General features: G+C 47.7%; 19 protein-coding genes. 4 read left to right on the top strand and 15 right to left on the bottom strand.

Annotated features, from left to right (window positions below):
* Positions 1–51: 51 nt before the first annotated feature.
* The 11 genes from GJR95_RS27820 to GJR95_RS27770 all read right to left on the bottom strand — a co-directional run bounded on the left by GJR95_RS27820 (position 52) and on the right by GJR95_RS27770 (position 9,946).
* Complete coding sequence (locus GJR95_RS27820) at positions 52–438, bottom strand: hypothetical protein (RefSeq protein ID WP_162388967.1); 387 nt, start codon at positions 436–438, stop codon at positions 52–54.
* A 57-nt stretch (positions 439–495) separates the two neighbouring features.
* Positions 496–1,350 carry an inositol oxygenase family protein gene (locus tag GJR95_RS27815; RefSeq protein ID WP_162388966.1) on the bottom strand — a complete coding sequence of 285 codons (855 nt, stop codon included), beginning with the start codon at positions 1,348–1,350 and terminating at the stop codon, positions 496–498.
* A gap of 83 nt (positions 1,351–1,433) precedes the next feature.
* Positions 1,434–2,525: a serine hydrolase domain-containing protein gene (locus GJR95_RS27810; RefSeq protein ID WP_162388965.1), complete on the bottom strand. Its 1,092-nt coding sequence runs from the start codon at positions 2,523–2,525 to the stop codon at positions 1,434–1,436.
* A 10-nt stretch (positions 2,526–2,535) separates the two neighbouring features.
* Positions 2,536–4,167, bottom strand: a complete 1,632-nt coding sequence (locus GJR95_RS27805; protein ID WP_162388964.1) for a sodium/sugar symporter — start codon at positions 4,165–4,167, stop codon at positions 2,536–2,538.
* A gap of 97 nt (positions 4,168–4,264) precedes the next feature.
* Positions 4,265–5,608, bottom strand: a complete 1,344-nt coding sequence (accC, locus tag GJR95_RS27800; RefSeq protein ID WP_162388963.1) for an acetyl-CoA carboxylase biotin carboxylase subunit — start codon at positions 5,606–5,608, stop codon at positions 4,265–4,267.
* A gap of 99 nt (positions 5,609–5,707) precedes the next feature.
* The gene (accB, locus tag GJR95_RS27795; RefSeq protein WP_162388962.1) at positions 5,708–6,187 is read right to left on the bottom strand and encodes an acetyl-CoA carboxylase biotin carboxyl carrier protein; all 480 of its coding nucleotides are present in this window, start codon (positions 6,185–6,187) and stop codon (positions 5,708–5,710) included.
* An 86-nt stretch (positions 6,188–6,273) separates the two neighbouring features.
* Positions 6,274–6,837 (bottom strand): elongation factor P, encoded by a 564-nt coding sequence (efp, locus tag GJR95_RS27790; RefSeq protein ID WP_162388961.1) that lies wholly within the window; start codon positions 6,835–6,837, stop codon positions 6,274–6,276.
* A 98-nt stretch (positions 6,838–6,935) separates the two neighbouring features.
* On the bottom strand, positions 6,936–7,919 hold the full coding sequence (locus GJR95_RS27785) for a beta-ketoacyl-ACP synthase III (RefSeq protein ID WP_162388960.1): 984 nt from the start codon (positions 7,917–7,919) through the stop codon (positions 6,936–6,938).
* Positions 7,920–8,015: 96 nt separating this feature from the next.
* Entirely contained in the window at positions 8,016–8,957 is a 942-nt protein-coding gene (gene plsX, locus GJR95_RS27780; RefSeq protein WP_162388959.1) for a phosphate acyltransferase PlsX, read from the bottom strand.
* Between the two features lie 146 nt (positions 8,958–9,103).
* Entirely contained in the window at positions 9,104–9,298 is a 195-nt protein-coding gene (gene rpmF, locus GJR95_RS27775) for a 50S ribosomal protein L32 (protein WP_162388958.1), read from the bottom strand.
* 105 nt (positions 9,299–9,403) lie between these two features.
* A complete protein-coding gene (locus GJR95_RS27770) occupies positions 9,404–9,946 on the bottom strand; it encodes a YceD family protein (protein WP_162391887.1) in 543 nt (180 codons plus the stop codon).
* Between the two features lie 237 nt (positions 9,947–10,183).
* Between GJR95_RS27770 and GJR95_RS27765 the strand changes: the two genes are divergently transcribed.
* The 4 genes from GJR95_RS27765 to GJR95_RS27750 all read left to right on the top strand — a co-directional run bounded on the left by GJR95_RS27765 (position 10,184) and on the right by GJR95_RS27750 (position 12,841).
* Positions 10,184–11,077 (top strand): DMT family transporter, encoded by an 894-nt coding sequence (locus GJR95_RS27765; protein ID WP_162388957.1) that lies wholly within the window; start codon positions 10,184–10,186, stop codon positions 11,075–11,077.
* Positions 11,078–11,169: 92 nt separating this feature from the next.
* A complete protein-coding gene (locus tag GJR95_RS27760) occupies positions 11,170–11,379 on the top strand; it encodes a hypothetical protein (RefSeq protein WP_162388956.1) in 210 nt (69 codons plus the stop codon).
* Between the two features lie 24 nt (positions 11,380–11,403).
* Positions 11,404–12,189 (top strand): cysteine hydrolase family protein, encoded by a 786-nt coding sequence (locus GJR95_RS27755; protein WP_162388955.1) that lies wholly within the window; start codon positions 11,404–11,406, stop codon positions 12,187–12,189.
* A 22-nt stretch (positions 12,190–12,211) separates the two neighbouring features.
* Positions 12,212–12,841 (top strand): LON peptidase substrate-binding domain-containing protein, encoded by a 630-nt coding sequence (locus GJR95_RS27750; RefSeq protein WP_162388954.1) that lies wholly within the window; start codon positions 12,212–12,214, stop codon positions 12,839–12,841.
* A 45-nt stretch (positions 12,842–12,886) separates the two neighbouring features.
* Here GJR95_RS27750 and GJR95_RS27745 read toward each other — a convergent pair whose 3' ends face one another.
* The 4 genes from GJR95_RS27745 to GJR95_RS27730 form a co-directional block, all read right to left on the bottom strand.
* The gene (locus tag GJR95_RS27745) at positions 12,887–13,567 is read right to left on the bottom strand and encodes an NUDIX hydrolase (protein WP_162388953.1); all 681 of its coding nucleotides are present in this window, start codon (positions 13,565–13,567) and stop codon (positions 12,887–12,889) included.
* A gap of 244 nt (positions 13,568–13,811) precedes the next feature.
* The gene (locus GJR95_RS27740) at positions 13,812–14,678 is read right to left on the bottom strand and encodes a phosphodiester glycosidase family protein (RefSeq protein WP_162388952.1); all 867 of its coding nucleotides are present in this window, start codon (positions 14,676–14,678) and stop codon (positions 13,812–13,814) included.
* Positions 14,679–14,781: 103 nt separating this feature from the next.
* The gene (locus GJR95_RS27735; protein ID WP_162388951.1) at positions 14,782–16,989 is read right to left on the bottom strand and encodes a S9 family peptidase; all 2,208 of its coding nucleotides are present in this window, start codon (positions 16,987–16,989) and stop codon (positions 14,782–14,784) included.
* A gap of 87 nt (positions 16,990–17,076) precedes the next feature.
* Positions 17,077–17,598, bottom strand: a complete 522-nt coding sequence (locus GJR95_RS27730; RefSeq protein ID WP_162388950.1) for a DinB family protein — start codon at positions 17,596–17,598, stop codon at positions 17,077–17,079.
* Between the last annotated feature and the right edge of the window lie 241 nt (positions 17,599–17,839).

The following is a 17,839-nucleotide window of genomic DNA, read 5'->3' as shown; positions in this document are numbered from 1 at the left end:
TTTGTGCCTTGATGACTCCTGGCCACAGATTATGGTCGTCTACTATTTATTTTAGGGCAATTTCTCGTGCAGGTATGCTAAAACGAGTTGTAGGGTTTGCTTCATGGTACCCATGTCCTGTTTGAGTTCAGCAACGTCCCGCTTTAACTCAGCGACATCCTGCTTCAACTCAGTAACATCCCGCTTTAACTCAGCAACATCCTGCTTTAACTCAGCAACGTCCTGCTTGAGTATAATTATGTCATTCTCTACTCTCTCAAGGCGAGTCTCCAGCTTGTCAAGCCTTAGCTCTACTTTGTCGAGTCGGGCGTTGACCTGTTTAAATCCTACAGTTTGGTCATGACGAATAGTCCGAACGTCGACCGTAAGGTCGGCGACGGCACGGGCCGTTGTTTCATTCTGTCGTTCAACTTGCTCAATACGTTCTTCAAGATACATAGTCCGGATTTATTTTCGGTGGGTACTATTTTCCTGAGCAAGCTTACTTATTTATCCTTACAACCGCAATGATGCTGGTAAATACTTGGCGATTAAGTCCTCATAATAAGGCTTCAATTCACTCACTACCGGTGGTTTAGGACTTTTTGAGTATAAGTCGTACGGATTGAACTTCCGCACCCATTTGAACATCTCGTGATCATGCTCATCCATCAGGTGATTGTAGGCTTCTTCGCGGTGTTGCGAATAGAACGAGTGATAACGCATCATATACAGAGCGGGCTCGGGCATATAATCCTTCATGATTTGGTACAGGTACTCATCATGACCCCACGACATATGCACGTTGCGCAAACCACAGTTGGGTTCATAAACACCATATTTCGTGTTATACCGCTCGTCGCGACTGTCTGGATTATTGACGAAAAACTCTGGATAAACGATCTTATCTGAATGCTGGCACCCAACCGGGAATGTGTCGCCAACAACGGCCCACTGTGATTCGCCAAACAGACATAATACTTTGCCCATATCGTGCAGGAAACCCGTCAGCACAAACCAATCGGGGTGACCATCAGCCCGGATAGCCTCAGCGGTTTGCAGCAGGTGCTGAAGCTGGTCAAGGTCAGTGTCTGGATCAGAATCGTCGACAAGTGTGTTCAGAAACTCCATCGCTCCCCAAACTGGTAATTCCTTCTTGTCAAATTTCAGGAACTCCCACTCTTTCTCCAGGACGAAGTCGTACGTTTGATAGGTATGGTTAAGCCGGTAAAACTCCCGAACCGTGTCGCGCTCAGGTGAGTCATAGTTCCGGTAGTCTTCTTTTGATTTATGCTCCGGTTCGGGGTAGCGACTCAGTAGATCGTCTTCCCACTGATCGAGGCTAGTAAGGGGGGCGGTTTCGCTAATCATGGCCAAATGAAAATTTTGACGGTAAATTTACAAATTTATTGCTGTTAACCAGTAAGATAGGTGCAATGTTAACGAACAAGTTATTATTGGGTCAGATCGTCTAAAGCCAGCATGTCGGCTACTTCCCTGGGGCCAGCGCTGGCCATCAGTTGAAGCAAAGCTGTCGCATTCGATTTATTATTGGCTCTGTTCGAAAAATAAACGATCAAAAACTGTTTTTCGGGTATCGCAACCACAAAGTTGTTAAATCCACAGGTGCTGCCAGAATGAAACAGAATCGGATTGTCTGGCTGACGATAGAACCACCCTGCACCGTAATAACTTCCCGATGTTGAGCGAATGGCTTGTCCTGTCCGAGCCAATACGGCAGGCAGATCAAGCAATGTATTATTCCTTAATGCATCGGACCACTTTTGATAATCGTTTAGGGACGTATAGACTCCACCGTCGCCTTTGGTCGCACTGGTTACACTTTGGTCGGAGAATACAAATGTGCCGGTCTTGTTGCGGGCGTAACCCATGGCCCGGTTAGGAATCGGTTTCCCGGCCTCATACACAACGGATTGCTCCATCTTTAAAGGCTGGAAAATATGCTGCTGAATAAACGATGGATAAGGCTGGCCTGATACGCGCTCAATGATCAGGGCCAGCAGGCAGTAGGCCGAATTGCTATATCGGAACTGACTACCCGGTTCAAAATACAATGAATCACGATCTTTCAGTAGTGTAAGTACATCGGCATCCAGGAGTTGTTGCTTCTGGTTTGGATTCATCACCATTTCATAATCCAGTATCCCCGACGAATGAGTGAGCAGATTCCGAATTCGAACCTTTCGGCTGACATCACCATTGAATTCGGGGAAAAATCGGGCTATTGGATCGTCCAGTGACAGCTTTTTCGCTTTCTCCAGCAACAGAATGCCCATAGCTGTAAACTGCTTCGAGACCGATGCCATCCGAAAGTTCGTTGTCGGTGTTATGGCCGATTTCGTTTCGACATTCGCCAGACCATAACCGTTTCGATATACCTCTTTCCCTCCGATAACAACCAACAAAGCCGTACCCGGTTGAGCAGCCTGTGTCGTCGCCTGCATGAGCGAATCAAGCCGTTCGCGCAGTTGTGCGTAAACTGAAGTTGATGCCAGCAGCAAGGTTGTCATCAGAAGTTTTACCATTCGTGTTGGTTTACCAGAAAACGGCGTACAGTACAGCCAAAATACTGAAAATTCCAATAGAACCTACAACAAACGAGGGTGATACCCGGAACATCTTTCGATCGACAATCAATCCTTTAACCTGGATAGAATCGGTGAGGGATACGACTACCATCAGGGCTACGTCGATACAAAATACCCAGGTTGTGCGGTGTAGAAAAGGAATTGAGTCGGCTGGTGCTCCGAACATGTCTGTCACTTCCGGCCAGAATTTAAGCAGTGTCGATAAGGGAATGGTGAGAATTGCCACGGTTAGCGCGGCTCGGTTCGTGGCCCGTTTCCAGAAAAATCCCAACAGGAAAATGGCAAATACACCCGGCGTAATGAAATTCGTATATTCCTGAATGTATTGATATACCTGATCGAGCGACCGCAGCATAGGGGCCAGGGCAATGGCAATGACGAAGGCCACAACAACGGCCCATCGACCAACATTTACCAGCTTCTGCTCGGATGCATTTTTATCGAAAAATTTCTTGTAAATATCCAGCGTAAAAATGGTCGATATGGAGTTGCATTTACCCGCAAGAGAGGCCACAACAGCTGCAGTCAGGGCAGCAAAGGCCAGCCCTTTCATACCTACCGGAAGTAAGTTCATCAAGACAGGATAAGCATGATCGGGTTTTACCACACCCGATGCATCGGTCATTGCCGCCCGGAATGGGCCACTCTGGTAGAGAACATAGGCTGCGATACCGGGAATAACGACGATCAGCGGGATCATCAGTTTCAGAAACGCAGCGAACAAGATGCCGCTCCGGGCCGTCTTCAGATCGGCGCCTAACGCTCGTTGAACAATATATTGATTACAGCCCCAGTACGACAGGTTATTGATCCACATGCCACCAGTTACCAGCGCCATACCCGGTAAAACATCATAATATGGATGACCTTTCGCAAAAAACATGTGAAAATGACCGTCTGCTTTTTGGCGTAACGCCATTAAGCCAGTCCAGACGCTCTGTGTGCCGGAGGTTTCCTGCGCTACCAATTGTAAGGCCAGATAGGTTACGACTAAGCCACCTATAATGAGCACAACGACTTGAATTACATCGGTATAACCAATCACTTTCATGCCGCCCAGGGTTATGAAAATGGCAAATATAGCCAGGCCAAAGGTGCATGTCGTGAATGAAATTCCAGCTAATGATTCAATCGCGATGGCACCTAAATAGAGAATAGACGTAAGATTGACCAGAACATAAACCACAAGCCAGAATATGGCCAGAATGGTGCTGACGGTATCACTATACCGTTGCGCCAGAAACTGCGGCATGGTGTAAATGTGGTTCCGAAGGTAGATCGGTATGAAATAGACGGCCACAATCACCAGAGTGGCTGCTGCAATCCATTCGTACGACGAAATCGCCAGACCCATCGCAAAGCCTGAACCAGCCATTCCAATGAAGTGCTCAGCCGAAATGTTAGAGGCTATCAGCGACGCCCCAATTGCCCACCACGTTAGAGAACCCTCGGCCAGAAAAAAATCGTTTGTGTTGACCTCGTCGCGCCGTCGGCGGTGATAGACCCAGTAGCCATAGCCAACAACAACGACTAAGTAAATGAAGAAAACAATGTAATCTGCAGTAGCAAGGTGATTCATGCGGGGTAGGAATAGTAAAAAAAACGGGTGTCTTGTATACAAAGCAAGACACCCGTTTTTTTTACCAGATACAGCCGTTTTCGCCTGCGTATAATTACTACAATGTACTGAAATCGAACGTTTCCAGAAACGCCGTAGTGAACTGACCCGATTTGAATTTAGGGTCGTCCATGAGTTTGATATGGAATGGAATCGTGGTTTTGATTCCTTCGATCACAAATTCCTGCAAAGCCCGCTTCATCCGCGTAATGACCTCCTCGCGCGACTGTCCTGATACGATCAGTTTCGCAATCATTGAGTCGTAGTTAGGTGGGATGGTGTAGCCCGTATACACGTGACTGTCTACGCGAACACCGTGACCACCCGGCATGTGCAACACGGTAATTTTACCCGGCGATGGCCGAAAGCCATTCGCTGGGTCTTCAGCGTTGATCCGGCACTCCATCGCGTAGAGTTTCGGAGTGTAGTTCCGCCCTGAAATTTCGACCCCGGCAGCTACCTTGATCTGCTCTTTAATCAAATCGAAGTCCGTTACTTCTTCCGTAATCGGATGTTCAACCTGAATTCGGGTGTTCATTTCCATGAAATAGAACTTCCCATGCTTATCGACCAGAAACTCAACCGTTCCCGCGCCTTCGTAGCCAATGGCCTGAGCACCTTTAATGGCGGCTGCTCCCATTTGCTCCCGAAGTTCCTGCGAAACGATTGGCGAAGGAGTTTCTTCTACTAGCTTCTGATGACGACGCTGAATCGAACAGTCACGTTCTGAAAGGTGACAGACTTTACCAAACTGATCGCCTACAATCTGAATTTCAATATGCCGTGGTTCTTCGACGAATTTTTCCAGATAAAGGCCATCGTTACCGAAAGCGGCACCTGCTTCGGTACGGGCATCATTCCAGGCTTTTTCAAACTCGCTTTCCGAGCGAATAATCCGCATTCCCCGGCCTCCGCCACCAGCCGTTGCTTTTACAATGACTGGGTAGCCCATTTCGGCCGAAAGCTTCTTGCCTTGATCGATGGATTCCAACAATCCCTCCGAACCGGGAATAACCGGAACACCGGCTGCTCTCATGGTCGCTTTGGCGGTTGCCTTATCGCCCATACCGTTGATTTGCTCGGCAGTTGCCCCAATAAACTTAATGCCGTAATCGGCGCAGATTTGCGAAAATTCAGCGTTTTCGGATAGGAACCCGTAACCAGGGTGGATGGCATCGGCTCCAGTCACTTCAGCCGCCGAAATAATGCTGGGTATACTCAAATAAGATAGTTTGCTAACCGGTGGGCCAATGCAAACAGCCTCATCGGCGAAGCGTACGTGCAGGCTGTCGCGGTCGGCTGTCGAAAAAACAGCTACCGTTTTAATGCCCATTTCGCGGCAGGTCCGAATGATTCGCAATGCGATCTCACCTCGGTTGGCGATTAATATTTTCTTGAACATAAAAATTGAATGATTGAGTGATTGAATGATTGAGTGATTGAATAAATAACCTGGCGCCAGCTATTCAATCACTCAATCATTCAATCATTCAATCACTAATTAAATGGGTTCTACCAAAAACAGGGGCTGATCGTATTCGACCGGGGTCGCATTCTCAACGAGAACTTTTACGATGCGGCCAGATACCTCCGACTCGATTTCGTTGAACAGCTTCATGGCTTCAATGATGCAGACTACTTTACCTTCAGTTACGCTATCACCGACTTCAACAAATGAAGGCGTTTCAGGATTTGATGAACGGTAGAACGTTCCGATCATCGGCGATTTAATGGTTATGTAGTTTGACGTTTCAGCTTTGGGCGCTGCTGCAACCGTTGGGGTGGCAACTGCCGATGGCGCGGTGGTCTGTGGTTGTGGTGCTACAGGTGCAAACGCAGCTGGAGCTGAAGCCGGGACGGTGGGTGCGCCCGAACCGTACCGTTTTACGCTGATTTTAAGATCAGTCGTTTCGATATTTACCTCATCCAGGCCAGATTGGGAGATGAAGTCGATAAGTTGCTGAATGTCTTTTGTGCTCATAGCTTTTGAATGATGAATTATGAATGATTAAGAACTGACAATTGCCATAGCGAATCGTTTACATTCATCATTCATAAGTCAAAAACTTATTTCACGCGTTCTACGTAATCCCGTGTGCGGGTATCGACCTTAATTTTTTCACCAGACTCAATGAAGAGCGGGACCATGATTTTAGCTCCCGATTCTACCTCAACCCGTTTTTTAGGGCTGTTGGCCGTGTCACCTTTAATGCCGGGTTCTGCATAGGTCACTTCCAGTTCAACGAACGGAGGCAGTTCACACGAAAGAGGGACTTCCGTTTCGGCATTGATCAAAATTTCAACTTCCTGGCCTTCTTTCATCAGATCGGCTCCATCAATGAGCTTTTCATCGATATTAATCTGATCAAACGACTCCTGATCCATAAAGTTATAGCCGGCTTCGTCCTTGTAAAGGTATTGGAATTTCCGGCGTTCAACCCGAACAGGATAGATCGTTACACCCGAGTTGAATGTATTATCGATTACCCGGCCTGTAGTTAGGCTTTTTAACTTTGTACGCACGAAAGCTGCGCCTTTACCGGGTTTCACGTGTTGAAATTCGGTAATCTGAAAGAGATCGTTGTTGAAGTTTAAGACTAGTCCATTGCGGATGTCTGCGGTCGTTGCCATTCTTACTAGTTTACAGTTTTCAATGTATAGTTTACAATTTTTAGTCTTTAGTTCCAGTAGAATACTGTCAGCTATAAACAAAAAAGTGTAAACTTATTTTAATAGGCCCATTTAACATAGGCAGCTCCCCATGTGAAGCCACCACCAAAAGCAGCTAATACCAGATTATCTCCTTTCTTTAGCTGTGATTCGTAATCAAATAAGCAAAGAGGAATCGTAGCTGCGGTGGTGTTTCCGTACTTATGGATATTCATCATGACCTTGTCCGACTCTATTCCCATTCGGTGAGCGGTAGCGTCAATAATTCGTTTATTGGCCTGGTGTGGCACCAGCCAGGCAACGTCGCTGCCCGCCAGGTGATTTCGTTCCATGATTTCAGCCGACACATCGGCCATATTCTTGACGGCGAATTTAAACACAGCCGGGCCGTCCTGATAGACGTAATGCCAGCGTTTTTCGACGGTTTCGTGCGTGGGCGGATAGCGGCTACCGCCAGCTTTCTGATACAGATGATTTTGCCCGACGCCATCTGATTTGATGATCGAATCAATCACGCCAAAGCCGTCTTCGTTCGGTTCAAGCAATACGGCACCAGCTCCATCGCCAAACAAAACACAGGTTGCCCGGTCAGTATAATCGATGATGGCCGACATTTTATCTGCGCCAACAATGACTATTTTCCGGTATTTACCGGTCTCGATAAACTGTGATCCGATGGTTAATGCGTACAGAAACCCTGAACAGGCGGCCTGAATATCGAAACTACCGATATTCCGGATTCCCACCATATCGCAGATCAGGTTCGCCGTGCCGGGAAATACGTAGTCGGGGGTAGTTGTTGCACAGATAAGCAGATCAATGTCTTCAGGTCTGGTATTTGTTTTCTCAAGTAGACCAGCTACTGCTTTGGCTCCCATATGCGATGAACCCATACCTTCTCCTTTCAGGATATGGCGTTCTTTGATACCCGTTCGGCTGGTTATCCATTCATCGTTTGTATCTACCATGCGCTCCAATTCGGCATTGGTCAGCACGTAGTCGGGGACATAGCCGTGGACTCCTGTTATGGCAGCTTTACTCATAAGTAGGTGGTACAAAAAAGTTTATAATTTAAAGTTTATAATTGTCAGTTTAGTTTCTGGTGTATCAACTGAAAACTATAGACTGTAAACTTTAAACTAACTGAGGGCTTGTGCAATTTTAGTGTAAGCGTCTGATTCAACCTGTCGGATGGCCAGACTAATCATGTTTTTAATGGCCAACGGGGACGAGATCCCGTGGGCAATAATTACGTTGCCATTGACGCCCAGAATCGGACTGCCGCCTACAGACTCGTAATTGGTTTTGTCTAAAAAATCATCACTGATGCCCCGTTGGGTTGCCATTGTGTAGAACGACTCACCCAGCTTAAACATCGTATTGCCCGTAAAGCCGTCAGTGACAATGACATCGGCCTGTCCGGCGAAGAAATCTCCGCCCTCGATGTTGCCTACAAAATTAATTTTACGGCTATCTTTCAGGAGTTGGTGGGCTGCCTGTGCCACAAGTGACCCCTTTTGCTCTTCGGTGCCGATGTTCATCAGAGCGACACGTGGCCGTTCAATACCAAACGTGTACTGGGCATAGATCGATCCAATTTCGCCAAACTGGGCCAGCATTTCAGGTTTACAGTCAGCATTGGCCCCAATATCGAGCATAACGGCATGACCGCCCGTAATTTGTGGGACAAAACCGGCGATACACGGTCGTAAAATGCCTTCAATTGCTTTAATGCTAAATAGTGCGCCTACGTGCATGGCCCCTGTGTTTCCGGCACTGCAAAAAGCATTGACCTGACCATCTTTCAAAAGCTTAAACCCAACTCCGATGCTGGAATTGGGTTTCTGCGAGAGCGCTTTGGTTGGGTGCTCACTCATTTCAATGACGTCGTCGGCGTTGACCAATTCGATATTGGTAACGGCTTCCGCACCGTATTTCTGAATTAATTCCTGCACAAGTGACTGCTTGCCTATCAGCACAATAGCTACGTTCTCCGGCAGTTCAGCAGCGGCCATTACAACTCCTTCTACAATAGCTTCGGGGGCAAAATCGCCACCCATTGCGTCCACTGCAATTTTCATTGACTCCGTTTGTTCAATACCTCCCAGATAAGCTGGTTTGCAATAAAAATATGCGTAAAAATAGGGAGGTAGCGGGCAATAAAAAAGTATTTCACGTTCATCTTCGGGAAGACGTCGGCGAAATACTCTTTATAATTGAATGATAATTAAGCTGTTTTAGCGTAATTCTCAATGATAATTTGCCCTTTATAAAATAGGTTGCCCTCAAAAACGTGGGCATGATGACGCTCATGAACTTCGCCAGTCTGGGCGTCGGTCGAGAGGGTTACGGCCGTAGCCTTGTAATGAGTTCTGCGCTTATCGCGCCGGGTGCTGGAGTGGCGTCGTTTGGGGTGTGCCATTTTTTTAAGTTGTAAAGTTGTATAGTTGCAAAGTCGTAGAGTTGGCCGTGGTAGAGACTATAAACCGTAAAGCTCTACAACTTTAAACACTACAACTCAATTCATTTAATTGTCACTCAGTTTACGCAAGGCCGCCCAGCGAGGGTCAATAGCAGGCTGGTCGTCTTCGTTAGTCTTTTCAGCATCAGAGCGATAGATTACTTTACCGTTCTGCTCATCGTCAATTTCGTCATCCTCATCACGAAAACGGGGATGCAGGCGCTTCATGGGTAGCGACAGACTGATGAACTCAAAAATGTAACGGGCTATATTAACGGTCGCCGTGTTACGCTCAATAAGTTCAATTTCGTCGCTCAATTCTTCGTTATGATCACCAAACTTCAGCAGCATCGTCTGCTGTGTGTCGACGGGTTCGTCATATTCATCGAGGCTCCGATCGCAGATCTGTTCAACGGCGCCCGTAATATGAAAAGCCAGCCGGATCATTGTCTCCGACTTGTCCAGAATCAGGTGCGTCTGAACGTTCCCTTTTTGGATCAAATCCTGCTCAAGCGCGGCAAAAAACGCATCCCCCGACGTAAAGTCGTATTCATAGCGTTTGTTATCCAGCCCGACAATGTTGATGTCGTATGCGCGTAGTGTATTCACCTCGTATCTCCTTCGCTCCGGCAGCCCGGTCCAAAAATAAGACCGCAAAGGTACGAAACGTTTGTTAATCAGGAAAGTGATAGGCAGAAAAAAGGTTATTTTGCTTTGAGATATACTGTGTTATTAGCATTAGCTACCCGCAATCGTCAAACGAATAAAGTAAATCATAGACCTTACCGCATGGCTATTGCGCATTTTTTTCGTATATTATTCTGATGCATCTATGCCGAACAGCCTATGCTATTAACAATTATTACCGTTACCACTTTCGCTGTTTTGATCCGAATCGTAGCCAATCCGCTCTCGAATGTCTTTCAGAAGCAGTTAACGCATCGATCCGCTGATCCACTCTTTGTTATCTCCGCAACCTACGGATTCCTGGCTCTGATTTGTCTGGTATTCTGGCCACAGCTCCGCTTTACGGGTTTGCCAATGGCCTTCTGGCAAAGTATGCTGGTGGTAGGCCTGTTTGCGATGGTCGGAAATGTATTTCTGGTGAAAGCACTGCATATAGGCGATCTGTCGGTGTTGGGGCCAATTAATGCCTATAAATCAGTAGTAGGGCTGATTGTTGGCATTTTTTTGCTAAATGAAATTCCGGGCTGGTGGGGTCTGGCTGGGGTTTTGCTGATTGTTGCCGGGAGTTATGTAGTGCTGAGTAATAAGCAACAGGGCAAAGGCTTTTCCTGGAGTTTATTTCAGCGGCAGGAAGTGAAATTAAGGCTGGCAGCGCTGGTATTTTCGGCAATTGACGGGGCATTTCTGAAAAAAGCGATTGTCCTGTCGACGCCAACTATCGCATTTTTTTATTGGTGTCTGTTCGGCTTCGGTTTTACATTCATCTGGATCGTGCTCACCATGAGAAATCGCTGGCAGGAGCAGACAACGCTGCTGTTTTCGCAGAAAATTACGTACTTAGCCCTGTTCCTGACGGTGGGAATTACGCAGGTGGCCAGTAATGTGGCTCTGGCCGGTATGCCAGTGGGTTATGCACTGGCATTATTCCAGACATCGGCGCTGGTAAGTGTATTATTTGGATACCAGTTTTTTAACGGACAGGGTATCGTTCGAAAGCTAATTGGAGCCGGTATTATGGTTGCTGGAGCTGTGCTGATTACTGTTCTGGGGTAAACATCTGCCCGCAAATCAGGTTATCGTATCTATGTTTATAGCCGTGGTGCCAGATCATGAACTATAGCAATTAACCAAAAACTGTTTGTTGTATGGCTAAGTACAAACTCGTAGAAAAGCACGCTGTTGAACATCACAATGAATATTATGAAGTAAAAATCACGCAGGATAGCGACCATCCGGAAAGCCTGTTTTTTACGACAAATGAAGAAAATCTGGAAGAGGTTGCTGCTGGTATCATAGCCGACCACAAGCCAGGCGTAAAACATTGGACGGTAATTCCGCACCGTAAAGACAGTTAACTTGACCGATAGAACCCAGGGTTTGTGACAAACGCCTTCCTTATCATTGATACACAATTTGATTTCTGTCATCCCGACGGCGCCTTGTTTGTGCCAGGGGCTGAGCAGGACGTTGAGCGTATGGCGAACCTCATTCGCCAGCATGCCGATCAGATCGATCATATTGTTGTAACGCTCGATACGCATCATCTGCTCGATATTGCTCATCCACTGTTCTGGCAGGATGAAAATGGGCAACACCCGGCCCCTTTTACCCACATTTCAGCCGATGACGTAGACGCAGGACGTTGGGTGCCTCGTTTTTCGGTCGAAAAGGCCCGTCAGTATGTTCATGATCTGGAGGCCGATGGCCAGTTTCAACACTTTATATGGCCTGAACATTGCCTGATTGGCTCGCGTGGTGCCGCCCTGCACGATACGTTGCTCGATGCCCTAAAAGTCTGGTCGCGGAAGCGTGAACTCGATTATGTGGCTGTTCCAAAAGGGCTGCATCCTTTATCAGAGCATTTTGGGATCTTTCGGGCGCAGGTTCCTGACCCGAACGTACCCGAAACGCAACTTAACACGAAGTTAATCGCTGATCTTGAGCGTTTCGATACGGTCTATCTGATGGGCGAGGCTAAATCGCATTGCGTGGCCAATAGTTTGAAACAGATTCTGGACTTCGCTCCGACTCTTATCGCCAAAATTGTCGTTGTAACGGATTGCATGTCAGATGTGACCGGCCTGGGCTATCTTGCTGACTCGATTTATGCGGAAGCTCGTGCACGAAACGTGCGTTTTTTGGCAGCTGACGCGATTTTTGGCTGAAAACCCGTACCTTTTCGACGCTATGGAAAAGACGTTACCGCTGTTCCCGCTTAACCTAATCGTTTATCCGGGCGAAGATTTGAACCTTCACATCTTCGAGCCGCGCTATCGCCAACTCATCAATGAATGTCTGGAAGAGGAGCGGACATTCGGAATTCCAGCCTTTATCAACAATAAATTGCCCGGCTACGGCACCGAAATGCACGTAACAACCCTTCACAAGCGCTACGACGATGGCCGGATGGACATTAAATCGAAAGGGGTGACCGTTTTTCGGTTAGTCAATTTTGAAAATCCGGTAGCCGGGAAACTCTACGCTGGCGGTGATGTCGAACTGGTTGAACCAGGAGATGGCTTTAGTGCCCATGCTATTCCGCTGACAGAACGGCTGGAACGGCTTTATAATTTATTGCAGATTGAAACGGATTATGATTCGGCCAGCGCCAATTTCTCCTATAAAGTCGCTCACAAAGTTGGTCTGTCTGTAGAGCAGGAATATGAACTCCTGACGCTTGAAACCGAAGCCGAGCGCCAGCTTTTTCTGATCCAGCATCTCAATAATGTGTTGCCTGTCGTTGCCGATATGGAGCGTACCAAGCAACGCATTCGCATGAATGGACATTTCAAGAACCTCGATCCACTCAATTTTTGATGTTGATACGGTGGTGTCGGGGTCTCCAACCCGACACCACGGCAATTATAGCAATTTCATCGTTTCATAATCGCCAACGTGTTGCAGATAGAGGAAGTGAATCAGCAGACCATTGACATTATTTACTACTTTATGTGCTTCGGGTAACGTTGTTACCACAGTTGTAATGCGCTCAAATTCAGATTGGTTACCCATATCTTTATGATGAAAGGCCATGATTTCGTCGCGGGGAAGCTCGCGTTCGATAAAGAAAAAATGCATGGCTTCGTCACTGGTGCCTGTGCTCGGAAACCACAGCCGTGGATTTAGTTTCGTAAGATCAGCGGCTGTAACGTCCAAACCAATTTCTTCCCCTAATTCGCGGGCTGCTACTTCATCTGGTGCATCACCGGCATCGACCATTCCAGCAGGGTGCTCGTAGGTTTGGGAGCCGTCCGAAATGCGACGTTGTCGTACCAGTACCACAAATTTTTGTTTCGTCTCGTTATCAATCAGCGAAACCAGGATCGACGCTGCATGGCCTTTCAGAAAAAGGGCAGGCGGAATTTTATCACCTTCAGGCGTATCGGCATCTACTTCAAGCATCGCAAACAACACTTCGCCGTTGTGCCGACGCCGGATATAAAAATCATTGATAGCGTTAATCTTGATGCCGTTACTTTCCATCTGACTTTTCCAGAACCGGAATTTTGGCGCATCCTGAAGGGCTTCTTGGTGTTTACTCATGTTAGTTTATCGAATCGGAAGTACGTTGCTCAGCCTTGCAGTCTTAGCTATTGCTGTAGTAGTGACAATGCGCAAAGCTAAAGGGAATCTGGGTGGATCGGCTAGAACTTGTTAGGCAGTGGTGGAAAATAAACGGATGGCATCTTTTTCACAGTCAACGCTCATAACATAGCCGCAACTAATCAGGAAGCACAATAAACCAATTACTTTGGAAAATAGGCACACACTAAATGGCGAGGATTTCTTATCGGATCAGTACGACGTTGCTAACGGGCCGCTCGCCGGTATGAATCCATTGTTTACTATCAGAAGGGTAATTGACCACGCCCTGACTACCCTGGCCAACCGACCGGATCCAGAGCGTTGTTGAGCCGCCCCCGTCGAGGTTAATGGCATCGCGGCAACCGAGCCAGCGCATTAAGTCGGTCAGTTCGTGAAGGTTCATTCCCTGAGCATTGGCGTTACGCCCATCAACCGTGGCCAGAATAAGTCGTTTGCCCGGACCTATACACAGGCAGGTACGCGGATGACGATTATCGTTGAACGCATTTTTAACCAGCGGGTGTGGTTTGTTATATTGGAGCAGGAGTGGGCCAGTTGTCATGACGTGCTCCTCGGGTAGCTGACGATCCCAACCGGGTCGATTCCCACCAAACACAATCTGAACCTTGTTATTATGAATCACAATGGCGGCCTGCTGGTGCTCGATCAGTGGCTTACCCGCTACTCGGGTTGTATCCATAACGTGCCCATCAATCTTGATCAGATCCACTGAGCCCCCGTTTTTTGTATCGAAGAATGTACCATTGAGGGCCACCAGTGCATTAAACTTCTGTCCAAACCAGCTGGTTGGCTTTAGGCTATCGCCCGCGGAAGCCAGGGTTACAGTTGGCCGTCGGCGTCGATTTTTGAGGACGATCAGATTTACATTTTGTTTGGCTTTAAACAAGCTATCGAAGTGGGCCTCCTGCCAAACAATATGTCGATTAAGGCGGGTACTTCGCCAGTTTGCATTTTTGACCTGTAGTGAATCGGTTTTGGATTGAGCATAAAGTGAAGCGGTACTTACTAAACCGATACTACAAAGCAAGACAACCCGGACTTGAAACATGATTTGGTATGACACAAAAGAAGCCGAAATAATCGTTGAAATCACAGCGCTTTTACGCTGCAATAGCGAATATCTCGGCTTCCTGTGGGTTTGCCAAATTAAATTATTTCTGCGTCAGTCCCTGGGCGTCGGGGCCAACATAGCGCTCGAAGAACTCATAAATTCTTAACATTCGGTCAATACGCTGACGAACATTACCCGACCGACTCAGTTCGTGGGTGGCACCCGGCATTCGAACATATTCGACCGGGCGGCCCAGAATTTTTAGACTCTTATACATCATTTCACTCTGAATTGGCCCGGTGCGAAGGTCATTTTCACCGTGTTTGATCAAAAGGGGCGTTTTGATGTTCTGTACGAAGGTGTACGGCGAATTGGCATCCAATACTTTAGCTTCGGGTGTCCAGGGAAAGGCAAAATAATTCGGGATCAGGCGCCAGGCATTGCCTTCGCCAAGGAATGTGGTAAGGTCATAAACACCCCGTTGGGCAAACGCTGCCTTGAACCGGTTGTCGTGCCCAACGATCCAGGCTGTCAGGTAACCCGCATACGAACCACCGGTAATAACCTGCCGACTCGTATCGACCCAGGCTTCTTTAGCGGCATCGGTAGCAGCGGCCAGCACATCTTCGGCAGGGCCAGTACCCCAGTCTTTAATATTAGCCCGCTGGAAATTAAGACCGTAACCGCCTGATCCGCGCGGGTTTGCATAGACGACGCCATATCCCTGCGAACACATATACTGGAATTCATGCCACATTGAAGCCTCACCAGGTCCCCACATGGCTGTTGGGCCACCGTGCATGTTTAGCAGAAGCGGATATTTTTTGCCAGCCTCGGCAAATGCAGGCTTCATAATCCAATAATCGACCGTTTGGCCAAGCGAGTTTTTGTAAGTACGCTTTTCGGGCAAGCTAAGTTGCCTCTGAGAAACCCAGTCATTATGATTGCTCAGCTTGGTTTGCGCCTTGGCTTCTGCGTTGGTAAGGTATAATTCCGATGGGTTTACGATTTCTGTTTTTGCAAAAACAACCTGATCGCCGACTACGTCGAAAGCCGTTACGCCACTGTCAAAAGTTGTCAGCTGTGTAACCTGCCGCGTCGCCGGATCAAGCCGATAGAGAGGAGCGCCACCGTTTGCCGATGCCGTGAAATAGATGGCATAGCCGGATACCGCTTTTTTGCCTTTGCCCGAAACAGGCAATGTTGTCCAGGTCAGGTTTCCAGCGGCCCGGTCGAAGGTAACAAGCTGACTGTTCGATACGGTTGCTCCTGACAGGGATGCCAGGCCAATTTGTGCGAAATTGACCCCTTCCGATGGACTGACCAGAAAGGCCAATTGTTTGCCATCGGGTGAGATTTCGGGGGAACCGTAACTTTTGCCTGCTTCGGCCAGAACGACCGTTCGGGTGCCAGCGCCATTTGCCGGAATAAATACGATCGCATTATCCTGTTCGCGGTCGGGATGTTTGAGCGAATCGCGATCTGTTACAGCCAGCAAACCCTGACCGTTGGTCAACCAGCTACCTGCCTGAAACGAGTAGAAACCACGCGTCAGGGGTTTGGGCGTTGCCCCTTCGGCTACATCGATTACGTATAGATGAGTGAACGAAATTTCTGGCTCGGTGGTCGATTCGCCCTGAAAATTAAGCCGGGTGATGACTTTTGCTTTTTTATCGTCAACGTCTTTGTTGAGGTATGCCCGGATTTCGGCCAGCGATCCATCCGGATTCGCTTTAATCTTTTTGTCTATTTTGATGAAGTTGTTAGTAGCAAAGCCTGGTTTTTCGAGCGACCAGGCCGGGCCGTTTTTGCCTGGATTCAATAACGAATCGGCCAGCATCTGCGTTGTCGTTACGCCACTTGAATAGGCAATCCGCTTGCCATCCGGCGACCAGATTGGGTTCGATGCTCCGTATATACTGGTGGTTAGCTGCCAGGCTTCACCGCCGTTCAGCGACATGATAAAAATCTGCCCTTTCCCCTTTACGGTGCGTACAAAGGCAATTCGCTGACCATCGGGCGACCAGGTAGGTTGCCGTGCTGATTCACTTCCCCGAGTCAGAGCTTTGGGGTCTCCGGCTTTTAGTCCAGTCTGGTAAATATGCGTTTTATACTCGTACTCTTCCTTCTGATCGGGGTTTGGCTCAATGGTTGTCAGTGTATAAATAGCCTGCTGGCCATCTGGTGACAATTCGATGCCGCCCACCTGCTTGATTCGCGTCAGGTCAGTGACAATGACCTTAGATTTTGTCTGTGCATGCACAACCTGTGCCGTCAGAAAGAGAAAGAGGAAAGTTTGTTTTAGCATAGCTGATTCAGGTATAATTGGGCGAAAATACAAAAAAGGGGGTATAGAATGCTCATCTATACCCCCTTTCCACGAATAGTCTACTGGTTAATCCAGTAGCGGCAGATAGCGCTCCCGGATTATGGTAGCATGGTGAAGTGCGTGGCCTACCACAACGTAACCCAGTGCCAGTGCAGAAATAGTTTGATTGAAGCAGATGCCATCACGTACCAGCATTTCATCATCGAAACTATTGAATAAAGAGATACTTGCCTTTCTGAGAATAGCGTACTCGTCGTATAGATCACTAAGTGACCGTCGGGTAGCATTGGCGTTTTGCCCGAACAATTCCTCGTCATACCCTGGTAAGGCCGTTTTGTCGTTACGGGCAAAGCGCATGGCCCGGTAGGTCATGATTCGCTCGTTGTCAATAACATGTTGCAGGATGTCTTTAACGGTCCATTTTCCTGGCGCGTAGCGAAGGTCGCCCAGTGCTTCCAGGGTTTCGATCGGGATCAGGCTGGAAAAAGTGGCTGTTTGAGTGAGAGCCTCGATGATGTCGATATTCTCGGCCAGATTAATGTATCTGTCGAAAAACTTTGGCATCACCTGAATGTCGGATTTGGTCATGGTGGTGTCGATTAACTTCCTGAATGTTCTAAAACTTTCGACAAGTTAGCAATTTTTGAAGGTGGGTCAGTTTCTAGCAATCAACGATCCTACGACAATAAACTGACCATCGATTTACCGAATAGACGGAGCGGGTTGGCAGGAATGGCAACTAAGCTGGTTAGTAGCAGGCGTATCTTTGTTTGAGATTTATCCGGAAATTTAATCCTATAGTGAAAAATAAGGGCCTGGTTAAGCTGCC

The organism is Spirosoma endbachense, assembly GCF_010233585.1.
Taxonomy (GTDB): Bacteria; Bacteroidota; Bacteroidia; order Cytophagales; family Spirosomataceae; genus Spirosoma; species Spirosoma endbachense.
The sequence above is the reverse complement of the archived record's forward strand: the minus strand, read 5'-3'. Positions and strand labels throughout refer to the sequence as shown.

Coding starts and splice junctions, on each gene's coding strand:
- GJR95_RS27820 (WP_162388967.1), bottom strand. CDS start 438: ATGTATCTTGAAGAACGTATTGAGCAAGTTGAACGACAGAATGAAACA.
- GJR95_RS27815 (WP_162388966.1), bottom strand. CDS start 1,350: ATGATTAGCGAAACCGCCCCCCTTACTAGCCTCGATCAGTGGGAAGAC.
- GJR95_RS27810 (WP_162388965.1), bottom strand. CDS start 2,525: ATGGTAAAACTTCTGATGACAACCTTGCTGCTGGCATCAACTTCAGTT.
- GJR95_RS27805 (WP_162388964.1), bottom strand. CDS start 4,167: ATGAATCACCTTGCTACTGCAGATTACATTGTTTTCTTCATTTACTTA.
- accC (WP_162388963.1), bottom strand. CDS start 5,608: ATGTTCAAGAAAATATTAATCGCCAACCGAGGTGAGATCGCATTGCGA.
- accB (WP_162388962.1), bottom strand. CDS start 6,187: ATGAGCACAAAAGACATTCAGCAACTTATCGACTTCATCTCCCAATCT.
- efp (WP_162388961.1), bottom strand. CDS start 6,837: ATGGCAACGACCGCAGACATCCGCAATGGACTAGTCTTAAACTTCAAC.
- GJR95_RS27785 (WP_162388960.1), bottom strand. CDS start 7,919: ATGAGTAAAGCTGCCATAACAGGAGTCCACGGCTATGTCCCCGACTAC.
- plsX (WP_162388959.1), bottom strand. CDS start 8,957: ATGAAAATTGCAGTGGACGCAATGGGTGGCGATTTTGCCCCCGAAGCT.
- rpmF (WP_162388958.1), bottom strand. CDS start 9,298: ATGGCACACCCCAAACGACGCCACTCCAGCACCCGGCGCGATAAGCGC.
- GJR95_RS27765 (WP_162388957.1), top strand. CDS start 10,184: ATGCTATTAACAATTATTACCGTTACCACTTTCGCTGTTTTGATCCGA.
- GJR95_RS27760 (WP_162388956.1), top strand. CDS start 11,170: ATGGCTAAGTACAAACTCGTAGAAAAGCACGCTGTTGAACATCACAAT.
- GJR95_RS27750 (WP_162388954.1), top strand. CDS start 12,212: ATGGAAAAGACGTTACCGCTGTTCCCGCTTAACCTAATCGTTTATCCG.
- GJR95_RS27745 (WP_162388953.1), bottom strand. CDS start 13,567: ATGAGTAAACACCAAGAAGCCCTTCAGGATGCGCCAAAATTCCGGTTC.
- GJR95_RS27740 (WP_162388952.1), bottom strand. CDS start 14,678: ATGTTTCAAGTCCGGGTTGTCTTGCTTTGTAGTATCGGTTTAGTAAGT.
- GJR95_RS27735 (WP_162388951.1), bottom strand. CDS start 16,989: ATGCTAAAACAAACTTTCCTCTTTCTCTTTCTGACGGCACAGGTTGTG.
- GJR95_RS27730 (WP_162388950.1), bottom strand. CDS start 17,598: ATGACCAAATCCGACATTCAGGTGATGCCAAAGTTTTTCGACAGATAC.